The 15,151-nt window shown below is 70.5% G+C and carries 16 protein-coding genes; 5 read left to right on the plus strand and 11 right to left on the minus strand.

What is annotated here, in order from left to right; all coding sequences use genetic code 11:
* The first annotated feature begins 123 nt into the window (after positions 1 to 123).
* From DEFCA_RS0104805 to DEFCA_RS0104825, 5 genes are all read left to right on the plus strand, one after another.
* On the plus strand, positions 124 to 441 hold the full coding sequence (locus DEFCA_RS0104805) for a hypothetical protein (protein WP_025321904.1): 318 nt from the start codon (positions 124 to 126) through the stop codon (positions 439 to 441).
* A gap of 4 nt (positions 442 to 445) precedes the next feature.
* Complete coding sequence (locus tag DEFCA_RS0104810; protein ID WP_025321905.1) at positions 446 to 1,432, plus strand: 2-hydroxyacyl-CoA dehydratase family protein; 987 nt, start codon at positions 446 to 448, stop codon at positions 1,430 to 1,432.
* Positions 1,433 to 1,447: 15 nt separating this feature from the next.
* Positions 1,448 to 2,197 carry a tRNA 2-thiocytidine(32) synthetase TtcA gene (ttcA, locus tag DEFCA_RS0104815; protein ID WP_245693431.1) on the plus strand — a complete coding sequence of 250 codons (750 nt, stop codon included), beginning with the start codon at positions 1,448 to 1,450 and terminating at the stop codon, positions 2,195 to 2,197.
* Positions 2,194 to 3,621 carry a cardiolipin synthase gene (gene cls / locus DEFCA_RS0104820; RefSeq protein ID WP_025321907.1) on the plus strand — a complete coding sequence of 476 codons (1,428 nt, stop codon included), beginning with the start codon at positions 2,194 to 2,196 and terminating at the stop codon, positions 3,619 to 3,621. Before ttcA ends, cls begins: the two co-directional genes overlap by 4 nt.
* Before the next feature lie 522 nt (positions 3,622 to 4,143).
* A complete protein-coding gene (locus tag DEFCA_RS0104825) occupies positions 4,144 to 5,877 on the plus strand; it encodes an acyl-CoA carboxylase subunit beta (RefSeq protein ID WP_025321908.1) in 1,734 nt (577 codons plus the stop codon).
* 84 nt (positions 5,878 to 5,961) lie between these two features.
* Here the strand turns inward: DEFCA_RS0104825 and DEFCA_RS0104830 are convergent, their stop codons facing one another.
* The 11 genes from DEFCA_RS0104830 to DEFCA_RS20290 all read right to left on the minus strand — a co-directional run bounded on the left by DEFCA_RS0104830 (position 5,962) and on the right by DEFCA_RS20290 (position 15,132).
* Positions 5,962 to 7,047, minus strand: a complete 1,086-nt coding sequence (locus DEFCA_RS0104830; RefSeq protein WP_029733577.1) for a TRAP transporter substrate-binding protein — start codon at positions 7,045 to 7,047, stop codon at positions 5,962 to 5,964.
* A gap of 81 nt (positions 7,048 to 7,128) precedes the next feature.
* Positions 7,129 to 7,362 (minus strand): RNA-binding S4 domain-containing protein, encoded by a 234-nt coding sequence (locus DEFCA_RS0104835; RefSeq protein ID WP_025321910.1) that lies wholly within the window; start codon positions 7,360 to 7,362, stop codon positions 7,129 to 7,131.
* Positions 7,359 to 8,453 carry a 4Fe-4S binding protein gene (locus DEFCA_RS0104840; protein WP_025321911.1) on the minus strand — a complete coding sequence of 365 codons (1,095 nt, stop codon included), beginning with the start codon at positions 8,451 to 8,453 and terminating at the stop codon, positions 7,359 to 7,361. Before DEFCA_RS0104840 ends, DEFCA_RS0104835 begins: the two co-directional genes overlap by 4 nt.
* A complete protein-coding gene (locus DEFCA_RS22065; RefSeq protein WP_025321912.1) occupies positions 8,450 to 9,115 on the minus strand; it encodes a pyrimidine 5'-nucleotidase in 666 nt (221 codons plus the stop codon). The genes DEFCA_RS0104840 and DEFCA_RS22065 overlap by 4 nt, the downstream gene beginning before the upstream one ends.
* Positions 9,112 to 10,365 carry a YihY/virulence factor BrkB family protein gene (locus DEFCA_RS24020; protein WP_025321913.1) on the minus strand — a complete coding sequence of 418 codons (1,254 nt, stop codon included), beginning with the start codon at positions 10,363 to 10,365 and terminating at the stop codon, positions 9,112 to 9,114. The genes DEFCA_RS22065 and DEFCA_RS24020 overlap by 4 nt, the downstream gene beginning before the upstream one ends.
* 4 nt (positions 10,366 to 10,369) lie before the next feature.
* The gene (locus DEFCA_RS19135) at positions 10,370 to 11,137 is read right to left on the minus strand and encodes an enoyl-CoA hydratase/isomerase family protein (protein ID WP_025321914.1); all 768 of its coding nucleotides are present in this window, start codon (positions 11,135 to 11,137) and stop codon (positions 10,370 to 10,372) included.
* 138 nt (positions 11,138 to 11,275) lie between these two features.
* Positions 11,276 to 13,294 (minus strand): NAD-dependent DNA ligase LigA, encoded by a 2,019-nt coding sequence (ligA, locus tag DEFCA_RS0104860; protein ID WP_025321915.1) that lies wholly within the window; start codon positions 13,292 to 13,294, stop codon positions 11,276 to 11,278.
* A gap of 132 nt (positions 13,295 to 13,426) precedes the next feature.
* Positions 13,427 to 13,795 carry a PilZ domain-containing protein gene (locus DEFCA_RS0104865; RefSeq protein ID WP_025321916.1) on the minus strand — a complete coding sequence of 123 codons (369 nt, stop codon included), beginning with the start codon at positions 13,793 to 13,795 and terminating at the stop codon, positions 13,427 to 13,429.
* 27 nt (positions 13,796 to 13,822) lie between these two features.
* On the minus strand, positions 13,823 to 14,260 hold the full coding sequence (locus tag DEFCA_RS20285; protein ID WP_025321917.1) for a response regulator: 438 nt from the start codon (positions 14,258 to 14,260) through the stop codon (positions 13,823 to 13,825).
* Between the two features lies 1 nt (position 14,261).
* Positions 14,262 to 14,621, minus strand: coding sequence for a response regulator (locus DEFCA_RS0104875; RefSeq protein WP_025321918.1), 360 nt, complete (start codon positions 14,619 to 14,621; stop codon positions 14,262 to 14,264).
* Between the two features lie 166 nt (positions 14,622 to 14,787).
* Positions 14,788 to 15,132: an Hpt domain-containing protein gene (locus tag DEFCA_RS20290; protein WP_169709447.1), complete on the minus strand. Its 345-nt coding sequence runs from the start codon at positions 15,130 to 15,132 to the stop codon at positions 14,788 to 14,790.
* Positions 15,133 to 15,151 lie beyond the last annotated feature (19 nt).

Below are 15,151 nucleotides of genomic sequence, written 5' to 3' on the forward strand. Positions count from 1 at the left end.
TGGGAAGGGTACGGGACCCACGGGGGTTTGGCAACGGGCCGGACGAACAGAAGTGACCGGAGCCTCTGGTTCTGCTAGACTTTTGGGTTTCGGCCGACCAAACCTTCCGGCGGAGGTGCGCGGGTGTTCGACCGTCTGATCGACCTCTGGAACCAGATCGACTGGGGCCCCTTCCTCGAGCACGTGACGAACGAGCGCATCATGGCCGCCCTGACCCACCCTTACGGCCTGGCCGCGATCGGGGTGCTCATGCTGCTGTCCCTGTTCATGAAGTGGCGGATCACCTTCGCCGTGCTGGCCGGGGGCACGGCCGTGGCGTTCCTGGGCCGGTACGTGACCGCTGGCGAGGGAGGGCCCAACCGCCAGCTGTTCCTGTTCGCCGGCGGGGCGGTGGCGGTCGGCGCGTTTCTGATCTACTACCTGTTCATCCGCGAGGACTAGGACCGTGGGCCGGATCGGGATCACCACCACGGTGCCGGTGGAGGTCATCTTTGCCGCCGGCCACGAGCCGGTGGATCTGAACAACGCCTTCATCACCCACCCGGACCGGGCCCGGTTCCTGGAGGAGGCCGAGGCGGCCGGGTTCCCCACCACCACCTGCTCGTGGATCAAGGGGCTGTACACCGCGGCCCGCCGTCTCGGGGTGGACGCCGTGGTGGGGGTGATGTCGGGGGACTGCTCCAACACCCAGGCGCTCGTTGAGATCTGGCAGTACGAGGGGGTCGAGACAATCCCGTTCGCCTTCCCCTACGACCGGGACCCCGAGGCCCTTTCCGAGCAGATCGACCGGCTGTGCCGCCGGCTGGGCACCACCCGGGAGGCGGCCGAGGCACAGAAGGTCCGGCTCGACCGGGTGCGGGCCCTGGCCGCGGAGGTGGACCGGCTCACCTGGGCCGAGCACCGGGTCACCGGAGGGGAGAACCACCTGCTGCTGGTGGGGTGCAGCGACTTCGAGGGGCAGCCCGAGCGTTACGCCGAGCGGCTCGAGCGGTTCCTGGCCGAGGCCCGGGGCCGACCCCCCTCCCCGCCGGAGGTGCGGCTGGGCTACATCGGGGTGCCCCCGATCCTCGACGGGCTGTACGAGCTGCTCGAGTCCTTTGGCGCCCGGGTCGTGTTCAACGAGACCCAGCGCCAGTTCTCGCTCCCCTATCCGGGCGCCCCCCTGGCCGAGGCCTACCTCAGGTACACCTACCCCTACGACGTGTTCAGCCGCCTGACCGACATCCGCGCCGAGGTGGAGCGGCGGGGCATCCAGGGGATCATCCACTACGTGCAGTCGTTTTGCTTCCGCCAGATGGAGGACGTGATCCTTCGCAAGGAGCTCGGGGTGCCCGTGCTCACCTTGGAGGGAGACCGCCCCGGCCCCGTGGACGCGCGCACCCGCACCCGGCTCGAGAGCTTCGTCGAGATGATCGAGGGCCTGGGGCTGTGAGGGAGGTCACCCATCGTGCGCATCGACCTGCTGGAGAAGAAGATCCTGCGCAAGGCCGGCCAGGCCATCGCCGAGTTCGGCATGATCGCCGACGGCGACCGCGTCCTGGTGGCCCTGTCCGGGGGCAAGGACTCCTGGACCCTGCTCCACTGCCTGGAGATCCTGCGCCGCCGGGCGCCGGTCGCGTTCGAGCTCCACGCGGTCACGGTCCACCCGGGATTCCCCGGGTTCCGCACCGAGCCGCTGGAGGAATACTGCGCGGCCCACGGGTACCGCCACTTCGTGGAGCACTCCCACATCTACGAGATCGTGGAGGCCAAGCGCCACCCGGGCACCAGCTACTGCGCCTTCTGCTCCCGGCTGCGACGGGGCGTGCTCTACGGCATCGCCCGGCGCGAGGGGTTCACCAAGATCGCCCTGGGCCACCATGCCGACGACCTGATCGAGACCCTGCTCCTCAGCCAGTTCTACACGGGCGAGATCAAGAGTATGCCGCCGGTGCTCCGGGCCGAGGACGGGGTGAACGTGGTGATCCGGCCCCTGTGCCGGGTGTTCGAGGAGGACATCCGGGCCTATGCCGCGGCCATGGGGTTCCCCGTGGTGTGCTGCGGGTGCCCGGTGTGCGGGGTGGAGGACCAGAAACGTAAGCGGGTCAAGGCCCTGCTGCGGCAGCTCGAGACCGAGCACCCCGGCATCAAGGCCAGCATGCTCTCCAGCCTCGGCCGGGTGCGGCGGGGCTATCTGATGGAACCGGCGGCGCCGTGATCGACCCCACCTTGTTCCTGGTCCTCCACTGCCTGTTCGCGTTCCCGTGCGCCGCCCACCTGGTGCTTCGGCAGCGGGACCCGGTGGCCACCCTGGCCTGGCTGCAGACCGTGCTGTTCCTGCCCGGGCTCGGGCCGCTGCTCTACCTGCTGTTCGGGGCCGACCGGATCGAGCGCCGGTGGAGGCGCCGCAGGCGGCGGGCCGGCGAGCTGCTGCCCGACGACTCTCCCGTGGCCCCCCACCTGGTCACCTCGCCGCCCAGCAACCTGCCCCTGAGCGCCTCCGACACCCTGCGGGTAGCCATCGCCTCGTCCCGCACCCTGCCCACCCGGGGCAACCGGGTGCACGTGTTCGACCGGGTGGCCGACCTGTACGACGACATGCTGCAAGCCCTGGACCGGGCCGAGCGCTGCATCCACCTGGAGTACTACATTTTTGAACCCGACGACACGGGCCGGGCCTTCTTGGACCTGCTGGCCGCCAAGGCGGCCCAGGGCGTGGAGGTGCGCCTCCTGCTCGACGCCGTGGGCTCGCGCAAGCTCACCCCGGCCCACCTGGCCTCCCTGACCGAGAACGGGGGCCGGGTGGCCTGGTTCCTGCCCCTGCGGGGGCTGATGAAGACCCGATCCCTGCACCTCAGGAACCACCGGAAGATCGCGGTGGTGGACGGCCGGGTGGCCTACACCGGGGGGGTGAACATCGGCGACGAGTACCGCGGCCGCTGGGCCCGCCAGCCTCCGTGGCGAGACACCCACATGAAGGTGTTGGGGCCGGCCGTGCACCAGCTGCACCACGTGTTCGCCGAGGACTGGCACTTCGCCACCGGCGAGGACGTGGTCACGCCAGACCGGTTCCCGGTCCAGGAACCGGCGGGGCCGGCCACGGTTCACGTGGTGGCGAGCGGGCCCGACGACCCGGCCCGGGCGATCCACGCCACCCTGTTCCACGCCATCGTGTCCGCCCGGCGGCGGGTCTGGATCGAGACCCCCTACTTCGTGCCCGACGCCCCCATCCTCACGGCCCTGTCCACGGCGGCCCGCCGCGGGGTGGACGTGGAGATCCTGCTTCCCCAGCGCACGGACCACCCGCTGGTGGACCGGGCCGGCGAGAGCTTCCTGGCCGACCTGCTGGAGGCCGGGGTGCGGGTGTTCCGGTACGAGCCGGGCATGCTCCACACCAAGCTGGTGGTGGTGGACGGCCGCTGGGGCATGTTGGGGTCGGCCAACATGGACATCCGCTCGTTCCGGCTCAACTTCGAGGTGAACCTGCTGGTGCTCTCCCCCGACCTGGCCGCCCGGATCGAGGGCGTCTACGAGGCCGACCGCTCCCTGGCCCGGCCGTTCACCCGCAGCCACGTGGACTCGGCCTCCCTGCTCCACCGGGTGGTGACCTCCACCTGCCGCCTGCTCTCGCCGGTGCTGTAGGGTTCCGCCGGGCCAAGGCCCACCGTCTCGGCCCGGAGCTTTGCGTGGAGGCGGGCCAAAGGGGTATAGAGGGGGCGCGCGAAGAATTCCACCTGAGAGCGATCAATTTTCACCTATGGGGCAGGGACTAGAAACTGGAAACTAGAAACTAGAGACGAGGGAAATTCCGGGTATCTCGGCCCGTCAGGCGGCCGTCCTACCAGCCCCCATGCCCCCCGAGCTTCGGCGGGGTTCGAGAGCCGCCCGGCCCCTAACCGCCCAACTGCCCAGCGGGCCGAAGGCCCCAGACCGGCGACCGAAGACCGAGGATCGACGTTCCGGTAAAGAACTTGCATGAAAGCCTCAATCGGCCGCTGCGCGGCCCTACAACGCAGAAGGGTAACGTGCGTTGGTCCGGGGGGCATGAGGTGGGGGCGAAGAGGCATGACAATGCCTAGAACGTGTGGGAATCCGGGAGATTTTCAAGCCTCGAAGCCAAAGTCACGCCGTCCGATGGTTCACGTTCCAAAACGGGAGGAAACGATGAGGCCGTACTTCGAGAAGATGCCCGAGTTTGGTCAGCCGCTCTCCGAGCGTCAGCTCAAGACCTCGGAGGAGAGCGTCCAGGAGATCCGCAAGGTGGAGGCCGAGCTGGCCAAGGAGGTGGAGCGGGTCCGGAACGCCGGGATTCCCCAGAAAAAAGTGAACGACCGGGGTCAACTGACCGTGTGGCAGCGCATCGAGTACCTGGTGGACCCCGGCACCTGGTGCCCCCTGCACACCCTGTACAACCCCAAGGAGAACCAGGAGGGCACCACCGGCGTGGTGGACGGCCTGGCCAAGATCTCGGGCCGCTGGGCCGTGGTGATCGGGTTCGACAACAAGGTGCTCGCCGGCGCCTGGATCGCCGGCCAGTCCGAGAACATCCTCCGGGTCACCGACCTGGCCAAGCGGCTCAACGTGCCGCTGGTGTGGCTGGTGAACTGCAGCGGGGTGAAGCTCAACGAGCAGCACCTGGTGTACCCCGACCGCCGGGGCGGCGGCACCACCTTCTTCCGCCACGCCGAGCTCCAGAAGATGGGCGTGCCGGTGCTGGCGGCCGTGTACGGCACCAACCCGGCCGGCGGCGGGTACCAGGCGATCAGCCCCACCCTGATCGTGGCCCACAAGGACGCCAACATGGCCGTGGGCGGGGGCGGCATCGTGAGCGGCATGAGCCCCAAGGGCCAGTTCGACGAGGAGGGGTGTGAGGCCCTGATCGAGGCGACCCGCAAGTTCAAGGCCGTGCCCCCCGGCCGGGTCGAGATCCACCACGACGCCACCGGGTTCTTCCGGTACGTGGCCGACACCGAGTACGCCGTGCTCGACATCATCAAGGAGCACATGCGCGAGATGCCGGCCTACGCCCCCCGGTTCTTCCGGGTGGCCGAGCCCAAGCCGCCCAAATTCTCCCCCGACGAGATCGAGCGGATCATCCCGTTCAACCAGAAGCGCACCTACAGCTTCGACGACGTGCTCGCCCGGTTGGTGGACGGCAGCGAGCACCTGGAGTTCCGGCCCGACTACGGCCCCGAGATCTACTGCGGGCTGGTGAAGGTGGACGGGTTCCTGTGCGGGGTCATCGGCAACCGCCAGGGGTTCCTGCCGCCGGGCTACCCCGAGTACGCCGACTACCCGGGCATCGGCGGCAAGCTCTACCGCCAGGGCCTGATCAAGATGAACGAGTTCGTGACCCTGTGCGGCCGCGACCGCATCCCGCTGATCTGGTTCCAGGACACCACGGGCATCGACGTGGGCGACATCGCCGAGAAGGCCGAGCTGCTGGGCCTGGGGCAGTCGTTGATCTACTCCATCGAGCAGACCGACGTACCCATGATGCTGGTGGTGCTCCGGAAGGGCACGGCCGCGGCCCACTACGTGATGGGCGGCCCCACCGCCAACAACCACAACGCCTTCACCCTGGGCACCCCCACCACCGAGATCTACGTGATGCACGGCGAGACCGCTGCCGCGGCCACCTACGCCCGCCGCCTGGTCAAGGAGAAGGACGCGGGCAAGCCGATCCAGCCGGTCATCGACAAGATGAACCAGCTCGTCCAGGACTATTACGACAAGTCCCGGCCGGCCTACTGCGCCAAGATGGGGTTCGTGGACGAGGTGGTGCGGTTCGCGGACATCCGGCGGTACATGACGGCGTTCGCGGGAGCGGCCTATCAGAACCCCAAGTCCATCTGCGCCCATCACCAGATGATCACCCCGCGGATCATCAAGGGGTAGGGGACTGCAGCAGCCCCATCGGGGAACGCAAACGGGGCGGCCCACGAAGGGCCGCCCCGTTTGCGTTTGGCGCCGGATTGGAGGCTACAGGCGCAGGGCCTCCAGGTAGGACCGCTCGGAGATGTCGGTCCAGGCCTCGATCTTCTTGCGGAACGCCTTGTAGTGCTCGTAGACCTTCTTGCTCATCGGGTCCGAGGCGGCCAGCTCCTCCACCACCTCGTTCGCCAGCTTGTGCAGGCCCCGGAGCACGTCGTCCGGGAACCGCCGCAGCTGCACCCCGTGCTTCTCCACCAGCTCCTTGAGGGAGTCGTTGTTCTTGGCGTCGAACTCGGAGAGCATCCAGATGTTCGAACGCCAGCAGGCGGTCTCCACGATGGCCTGCAGGTCCTTGGGCAGCTTCTCCCAGGCCCTCTTGTTCACCAGGACCTCGAGCACGGTGCCCGGCTCGTGCCAGCCCGGGTAGTAGTAGTACTTGGCCGCCTTGTAGAAGCCCATCTTCAGGTCGTGGTACGGCCCCACCCACTCGGTGGCGTCGATCACGCCCCGGTCCAGGTTGGTGTAGATCTCGCCCCCGGCCACCAGCACCGCGTTCCCGCCGGCCTTGGCCACCACCTTGCCGCCCAGGCCCGGGATCCGCATCTTCAGCCCCTTGTAGTCGTCCAGGGACTTGATCTCCTTGTTGAACCATCCGCCCATCTGCACGCCGGTGTTCCCGGCCGGGAACGGCACCACGTTGAACGGGGCGTAGAGCTCCTTCCACAGGTCCCAAGCCCCGCCGCCGTACAGCCACGCGTTCATCTGCTGGGCGTTGAACCCGAACGGAACCGCCGCGAAGAACTGGGACGCCGGCATCTTGCCCGCCCAGTAGTAGGCGGCGCCGTGGCCCATCTCCACCGTGCCCTGGCTCACCGCGTCGAAGGTCTGCAGGGGGGGCACCAGCTCGCCGCCGCCGTACACGTGGATCTTGAGGCGGCCGTCGCTCATCTCCTCAATCCACTTGGCCAGCAGGTCGGCCCCCTCGCCCAGCACCGGGAAGTGGGGCGGCCACGTGGTCACCATCTTCCACTTGTACTTCTTGGCGGCCAGGACGGCGGGAGCCTTCCCGAAGGTGACCGCCCCGGCAGCGGCGGCCGCGACACCAGCCTTCTTCAGAAAACTTCGGCGTTCCATGGAGACCTCCTTATCGATGGGGGGGACAAGAAACGACGTTTTGGAGATACCCGAACGGCCGGTTCGTGTCAAGACAATGTTTCACGAAGCCAAACCCTCGGCCGTCACTTCAAACGCCCGGCCCAGGCCCTCGACCCGGTCGCCCGGCCGGAGCTTGCGGCCCCGCCGGGTCTCGACCCGGCCGTTCACCCGGATCTCGCCGGCCTGGATCCGGACCTTGGCCTCCCCGCCGCTCTGGACCCAGTCGGCCGCCTTCAGGGCCTGGTCCAGCCGGATCCAGGGGGTGGAGATCACAAGCTTGGGAAGGTCGGTCACGCCCCGGCTCCTTTCTCGGCCAGGATCCGGCGGTGGAGTTCGGCGAACCGCAGGGGCACCCCGCTCCGGTCGTCCCGCAGCCGAACCGCGATCGCCTCGGTGGGGCAGACCGTGGCGCACACCCCGCACCCGATGCACCAGTCCAGGTCCACCTCCGGCCCCTCGGAGCCCATCTCCACGGCGTCCACCGGGCAGATCTCGGCGCAGGCCCCGCACCCGGTGCACGCGTCGGCGTCGGTGTGGCGCAGGAAGTACACGGCCATCAGCACGTCCCGGGGGATCTTGCGGCGGCGGATGCTACCCACGTTCCAGCAGGCGCACCCGCAGCAGTTGCAGTTGTGCTGGACGCCCTCGCGGGCGTTGTCCACGAAGTGCACGAGCCCGGCCTCGGCCGCCCGCCGCACCAGATCCCGGGCCTCGTCCCGGGAGATCTCCCGCCCCAGGCCCCGGTCCACCAGGTACTCGGCGAGGGCGTCGAACTTGAGGCACACCTCCTCCGGGTGGGGGCACGGCCGCCCCCGGAGCCGGGCCGTGACCCGGCAGGGGCAGTGGGCCACGGCGAACCGGCTGGCCCCCTCGATCACGGCGTCCATGGCGTGATGGGGCAGCACGGCCTGGATGTCCTTGTGGATCGAGGCGGCCACCGGCACGTACCGGTAGGGCTTGGTGGCCGCCGCGGCGTAGGCCTCGCGGGTCACGTGGCGGTTGAAGTACTTCACCACCAGCTCGGCCATGCGGCGGGCGTGGGGGGTGTCGGCGCCGGCCCAGAAGAACGACTGGGGGAACCCGAACCCCACCTGGTGCAGCGCGTACCGCGGGCCCCCTCCACCCCCCACCCTCCGGTAGATCACGTTCCGCGCGGCCAGCCCCTCGAGAACCTCCCCCACCCGGGCCGGGTCCATGCCGGCCTCCCGGGCCACCTCCTCGGCCGGCACGGGGGTCAACGGCGGCACCCCCGTGGGCAGGCACGCGGCCACCCGGGCCTCCTCCTCGGTGAAGTTCTCCTCGAGGATCTCCAGCAGGACGTCCCGGGGGGGATACCCCATGGCCAGGGTGGCGAGCCGGGCTGCGAGGGCTTCGTAAGGGCTCATGGCGTCTCCGTGCACGAAGGAAGGAACGGGGGGCCGGCAGAGTCAAACAGGGCGGGAAGATTCCGAGGATGCCCCACCCGGAGATGTGTCGACGGGGTCCCTCGGGGAGCCACCCTCACGGTCACCATACCCAACGCCCGGCCGGTGTCCAGGTTCTCCTCCAGGTCGTCCACCAGGACGCACCGGTCGGCCGGCACCGCCAGGGCCTCCAGCAGCTTCCGGTAGCCGTGGGGCCGGGGCTTGGGCACGTAGTCCATGAACGCGATGTCGAAGACGGCCTCGAACAGCGAGCCGACCCCGAGGCGGCCGAGCACCCGCAGGGTGTGCTCCACGCTGCCGTTGGTGAAAACCACCTTGGGTCCTTGCAGGGCTTCCAACGCGCCCCGCAGCCTCGGGTCGGGCCCCAGGTGCCCGTCCAGGGGCACGTCGTGCACGTAGCGCAGGTACTCCCGGGGGTCCACCCCGTGGTGGGCCATCAGGCCCCCCAGGGTCACCCCGTACGCCCGCTTGTACCGGGCCCGCAGGCCGGGGATCTCGTCGGGCGCGAGGCCGAGGCGCTCGGCCATGAACCGGTGGATCCGCCGGTCCACCTCCTGGAACAGGCCGGATGCGGCCGGGTACAGGGTGTTGTCCAGATCGAACACCCACACCGGCGGGCTCACCCGCGACCCTCCGCCGCCAGATCGGCCCAGGTCCGGCCCGCGAACCGGGCCTCCAAGGACTCCCGCACGGCCCCGCCCTCTAGCCGCAGGACCCCGGTGACCAGCTCCCCGGCCGGGGTGTGCTCGGGGCACCGGCCGGGCACCAGCCGGGGCGGGTCGTCCTGGGTCTGCACGATCCAGCCGTCCGCCTGGAGCCGGGCCAACACCCGGGCGGCATCCGGCGGGTCGAACCCAGTGGCGGCCACGGCCTCGCCCTCGGTGGGGCCGGGCTCCCCAGCCAGGTGGCGCGCGGCCACCGGGATCAGGAACGCCAGGGCCGCCTCGAGCCGCGGCACCCACAGCTCGTGGCGGCTCTTGAGGTAGCGCCCCCGGCCGGGCAGGTGGTGGACGAACGCGAGTTCCGCCCCCCAAAGCACGATGCACCAGCTCAGGTACAGCCACACGAACAGGAGCGGCAGCTGGGCCATGGCCCCGTAGATGGCGTTGTACCGGGTGACCCCGATCTGGAACTCGATGTACCCCCACTCCGCGAACTGCCACAGGGACCCGGCCACCACGCCCCCCAGCAGGGCCGAGCGCAGGGGCACCCTCCGGTTGGGAAGGATCACGTACAGGGCCGTGAACGCGACCCACACCGCCACGAACGGCAGCAGCCGCACCATCAGCCGCAGCAGGGGACCCAGCAGCCGCAGCCGCTCGATCACCGCCGGGCTCTGCAGGCTGGTGGTCAGGCTGATCGAGGCCAGCAGTAGGATCGGGCCCACCACCAGCATGGACAGGTAGTCGGCCACCTTGCGCACCGGCGACCGTCCCCGGCGCACCTGCCAGATGTCGTTCAGGCTCAGCTCCACGTTCCCAATCACGGCCACCGCGGTGAGCACCAGCGCCACCAGCCCCACCGCGCCCAGCGACGCGAAGTTGGTGCGCTCCACGTACTCGATGAGCCGGGCGGCCACCTCGGGGTTGCCGGCGGCCAGGTGCTTGAGGATCAGGGGCTCCAGCCGCTTCTGCACGCCCAGCCCCTTGAGCACCGAGAACGCCAGGGCCAGCAGGGGAACCAGGCTGAGCAGGGTGGAGTACGTGAGGGCCGAGGCCCGCAGGAACCCCCGGTCGGCCCGAAACTTCCAGCCGGTGATCAGCACCGTGCGCGCCACCCCGGCCCAGCGGCCCGAGCCCACCGAGTCCCACAGGAACCCCTCGATCCGGTCGGTCAGGCTCCGGCGCCCGCCTCTCTCCGGCCGATCGGCCATCGCCCTACCCCTTGGCCCCCCGGCCCAGCCGCTCGAGCACGGCCCGGCGCCGGGCCTTGGCCTCGTCGCCGGTCCACCACCGCAGGAACCGCTCGCCCGCGTCCCGGTCGGCCCGCTCCATGCGCTGGGCCAGGGGCCGGCGCAGCGCGGCCCGCAGCTCGGCCGCCGCCCGGGGCGGCTTTCGGGCCAGATCCCGGGCCTCCTCCAGAGCGGCCTCCACGACCTCGCCCGCGGGCACCAGCCGGTGGGCCAGGCCCCGGTCGAACGCCTCGGCCGGCCGAAGCACCCGCCCCAGCACCGCGATCTCGTAGGCGGTGGCTGCGTCGCACCCCTCGCGCAGCAGCTCGATCACCCCGCCGGGCAGGGGCAGGCCCAGGTCCACCTCGGTCAGGCCGAAGCCCCAGTCCCCCGTGCCGAACACCCGGCGCTCGCAGGCCAGGGCCAGGATCGCGCCGCCGGCCAAGGCGTGGCCGGCCACCGCCGCCACCACCGGGGCGGGGCCCCAGGCGACGCGGCGGTACAGCCGGGCGAACGCGCCGAAGAACCCGGCGAACTCGGCGGGCTCCAGCCGGTCGAGCTCCTTCAGGTCGAACCCGGCCGAGAACGCCCTCTCCTGGGCGCTCGCCAGCACCACGGCCCGGGTGCCGGGGGCGTCCCAGGCCTCGGCCAGGCCCTGGTCCAAGGCCTCCAGGAACGCCGGGGACAGGGCGTTGACCTTGGGGCGGTCCATCACCACCACGGCCACGGCCTGCTCTCGCTCGACTCGGATCATGGGGATCTCCTGGAAACTTCGGTCGTTGGTCGGAACTTCCGTGAATCGTAAATCGTGAATGGTAAATCGGACTTCCCGGTAACTTCGGTCTACGGTCGTTGGTCTGGGGCCTTCGGCCCGCTGAAAAGCAGATCGCCGTCATCCCGAAGCGGTTTTGAGCAGCTCCAGGAACTCCGGCTCGGTCAGGATGGGCACCCCGAGGGTGCGGGCCTTCTCCGCCTTGGACCCTGGGTCCGCGCCCACCACCACGTAGTCGGTCCTGCGCGACACCGACGAGGTGACCTTGCCGCCCAGGGCCTCCACCCGGGCTTTGGCCTCGTCGCGGGTCATGGACTCCAGGGCGCCGGTGAACACGAAGGTCTTGCCGGCCAGGGGGGCCTCCGCGGCTTCGGGCCGGGTCGGCGGCGCCGGCCGGACTCCGGCCTCCAGCATCCTTCGGATCGACTCCCGGTTCGCGGGCTCCGCGAAGAACGCGCGCACGCTCGAAGCCACCTCGGGCCCCACGTCGGGCACCGCCAGCAGATCCTCCTCCGACGCGTCCATGAGCGCCTCGAGGCTCCCGAACCGCTCGGCCAGGGCCCGGGCCGTGGCCTCGCCCACGTGCCGGATGCCCAGGGCGTACACGAACCGGGCCAGGTCCCGTGTCCGGGCCCGGTCGATGGCCTCCACCAGGTTGCGGGCACTCTTCTCGGCCATGCGCTCCAGGGGAACCAGGTCCGCCTCGGACAGGCGGAACAGGTCGGCCACGTCCCTCACCAAGCCCTTCTCCACCAGCTGGTCCACCAGCTTCGTGCCCAGCCCGTCGATGTCCATGGCCCGGCGCGACGCGAAGTGGCGGATCCGGGCCTTGAGCTGGGCCGGGCAGCTGAGCCCGGTGCACCGGGGGATGGCCTCTCCCTCGGGCCGCTCGATCCGGGCCCCGCACACCGGGCAGCGCTCGGGCATCACGAACGGCCTCTCGTCGCCGGTGCGGCGCTCCGGCAGGGCCCGCACCACCTCGGGGATCACGTCGCCGGCCCGCTGGATCACCACCCAGTCGCCGATCCGGATGTCCTTGCGGGCCACCTCGTCCGGGTTGTGGAGCGTGGCACGGCTCACGGTCACCCCGCCCACGGACACCGGCTCCAGCACCGCCACCGGGGTCACCGCGCCGGTGCGCCCCACGCTGGCCTCGATGTCCACCACCCGGGTCACGGCCTGGCGGGGGGCGAACTTGTACGCGATGGCCCACCGGGGGGCCCGGGCCTTGGCCCCCAGCCGCTCCTGGAGCTCCAGATCGTCCACCTTGATCACGCAGCCGTCGATCTCGTAGGGGAACTCGTCGCGGCGGGCCTCGGTCTCGCGGCAGTACTCCACGGCTCCGTCGATCCCCCGGGTGCGCCGCCGGTGCTCGGACACCCGGAACCCCCAGCCATGCAGCCGCTCCATCAGTTCCCAGTGGGTCTTCACCTCCATGCCCTCGAGCCGGCCGACCCCGTACGCGAAAAACTCCAGCGGCCGGCGGGCCGTGATCGAGCTGTCCAGCTGCCGCACCGAGCCCGCGGCCGCGTTCCTTGGATTGGCGAACGGGGTGAGCCCGGCCTGCTCCTGCTCCCGGTTCAGTCGGTGGAACGCCTCCACCGGCATCACCACCTCGCCTCGCACGTCCACGAGCCGGGGCACCTCGGTCCCCAAGAGCCCCAGCGGCACGGTGCGCACGGTGCGCAGGTTGACCGTGACGTCCTCGCCCACCGTTCCGTCGCCCCGGGTGGCCCCCCGCACCAGCACCCCGTCCCGGTAGGTCAGCTCCACGGCCAGGCCGTCGAACTTGGGCTCGCACGAGTACACGACGGGCTCGTCCGTGCCCAGGAACCGGCGCACCCGGGCGTCGAACTCCCGCAGCTCGGCCTCGTCCATGGCGTTCTCGAGGCTGAGCATGGGCACGGCGTGGGGCGCGGGCTCGAACGCCTCCAGGGGCGGGGCCCCCACCCGCTGGGTGGGGGAGTCGGGGGAGCGCAGCTCGGGGTACCGCTCCTCCAGCTCCACCAGCTCCCGGAACAGCCGGTCGTACTCCTCGTCCGGGATCTCGGGCCGGTCGAGCACGTAGTAGCGGTAGTTGTGGTAGTGGATGAGTTGCCGAAGGTCCTCGGCGCGGCGGCGCAACGAATCCGGCACCATCGGGGATCGCCTTTCGCAAAAGGGGTCCGCGGGGAGGGCCGACGCGGCCCGGCAGACGGCGGAATGGGTTCGGAGGACGCGTACCCGGAGGGATTCTATCGGCGGGAAGGAGGGCTTGCCAAGCAGGAGGGGTCAGTTCTCCGGCTCGGCCGGGATGGCCGTCTCGGCGGCCTCCTCGGAGAACAGCTCCCGGATCGCGGCCCGGTGCTCCTCGGGGACCCGCAGGAACTCCACCCCCACCTCGTAACGGCCGGGCTCCAGGGGGCGTTCGTACACGATCCGGCCCAGGGCCCGTACGGTGTGGCGCTCGAGCCGGAGCACCAGCTCCACGAACCGGCCCACCCCCAGCGGCTCGTCGCTCTCGAACCCGCACCCGCCCAGCCCCACGACCCGGGTTCTGGTGAACCCTTCGGCCACCGGCACCCGGTCGCACCGCACCAACGCCGCGCCGCAAAGCGGCTTTCGGGGATAACGCCGTTGAACGGGATATGCGCCGGGCACGAACCCCTCTCCTCGCGCGCGGAAACGTCAGGCTTCCGCGCCGTCGTCCCCCGTGGGCTCTTTCTTCTCCTCTTCTTGTTCCCCGCAGCCCTCCCCCCCGGACTTGGGCCACAGCTCCCGGACCCGCTGGGCCAGCTCGGTCGGCTCCAGGGGCTTCACGAAGAACCCCTCCACGCCCACCCGGGCCGTCTCCACCACGTGCTGCCGGGTGCCCGCCCCGCTCACCACCACCACCGGGGTGTGGCCCCCGGTCCGGCGGTCGTGCTGTCGGATGATCCGCAGCAAGGTGACCCCGTCCACCTCGGGCAGCCCGATGTCCAGGAGCACCACCGCAGGGTGCTTCGTGAAGAACAGCTCCAGGGCCTGGGCCGCGTCCTCGGCCTCCACGATGGGGATCGGCGCCAGCCCCTTGGCGATCATCAGCCGGTTCACCCGTACGTCGTCCACCACCAGGACGAAGGACATCTTACCCCCCCTCCCCCACCCCGGCCAGCAAAGCGGCGATCTCGTCCCGATCGAACGGCTTGTGCACCGGGGCCTGGGCGCCGGCGCCCAGGCCCTCGGCGAGGTTCTCCTCCCCGTCCCGGGGGCAGGCGAACCAGATCGGCCGGTCGAACCCGGAGTCCCGCAGGGCCCGGATCAGCTCCCCTCCGCCCATATCCGGCATCACCCAGTCGGTGACGACGAGGTCCGGAGGGTCCAGCATGGCCTTCTCCAGGCCTTCGAGCCCGCCGGAGGCCACGTCCACCTCGCAGCCCAGGTCTCCGAGGATCTTCGCCAGCAGCTTCCGGGACACGGCATCGTCGTCCACCACCAGCACCTTCACGGTTCCCTCTCTGTTTGGATGGGAGGCTAGGAAGCTCGGAAGCCAGGTGGCTTGGAGGCTTGAAAACCTCCTTGATTCCCACGCGTTCTAGGCATCACCATGCCTCTTCGACGCCACCCCTATGGTCCGGGGGCATGGGGCCTGCAATGGCCCCGGACCCCGCCCGTTACCCTGCCTGGTTGCCCGGCCCCGCGGGGGATCGGGGGGACTTCCAGTGGGCCACGAGACGTCGGGCCTCCCTCTCCACCGCGGCCACGGCCTGCTCCTCCCCCGACTCCTCGGCCCGCCGGCAGGCCTCCGCCAGGGCCAACGCCCCCAGGTTCCGGGCCGCCCCCTTGATCCGGTGGGCCGCCGCCCGCCGACTCTCCGGGTCCGGGGCCTCCCGCAGGTCCGCCAGGTATCCCTCCAGGTCCACTAGAAAGCACCCCACCAGCTCCCCCAGGAACTCCCGGTCGCCCCCCACCCGCTCCAACGCCTGCTCCCAAGCCAGGATCACATCGCCGTCGCCCACATCCATCCTCCACGCCGTC

It is taken from the genome of Deferrisoma camini S3R1 (assembly GCF_000526155.1).
GTDB lineage: Bacteria > Desulfobacterota > Deferrisomatia > Deferrisomatales > Deferrisomataceae > Deferrisoma > Deferrisoma camini.

Excerpts from the sequence above, each read along its gene's own strand:
- DEFCA_RS0104825 (WP_025321908.1), top strand. The coding sequence starts at position 4,144 with ATGAGGCCGTACTTCGAGAAGATGCCCGAGTTTGGTCAGCCGCTCTCC.
- DEFCA_RS0104830 (WP_029733577.1), bottom strand. The coding sequence starts at position 7,047 with ATGGAACGCCGAAGTTTTCTGAAGAAGGCTGGTGTCGCGGCCGCCGCT.
- DEFCA_RS0104840 (WP_025321911.1), bottom strand. The coding sequence starts at position 8,453 with ATGAGCCCTTACGAAGCCCTCGCAGCCCGGCTCGCCACCCTGGCCATG.
- DEFCA_RS24020 (WP_025321913.1), bottom strand. The coding sequence starts at position 10,365 with ATGGCCGATCGGCCGGAGAGAGGCGGGCGCCGGAGCCTGACCGACCGG.
- DEFCA_RS19135 (WP_025321914.1), bottom strand. The coding sequence starts at position 11,137 with ATGATCCGAGTCGAGCGAGAGCAGGCCGTGGCCGTGGTGGTGATGGAC.
- ligA (WP_025321915.1), bottom strand. The coding sequence starts at position 13,294 with ATGGTGCCGGATTCGTTGCGCCGCCGCGCCGAGGACCTTCGGCAACTC.
- DEFCA_RS20285 (WP_025321917.1), bottom strand. The coding sequence starts at position 14,260 with ATGTCCTTCGTCCTGGTGGTGGACGACGTACGGGTGAACCGGCTGATG.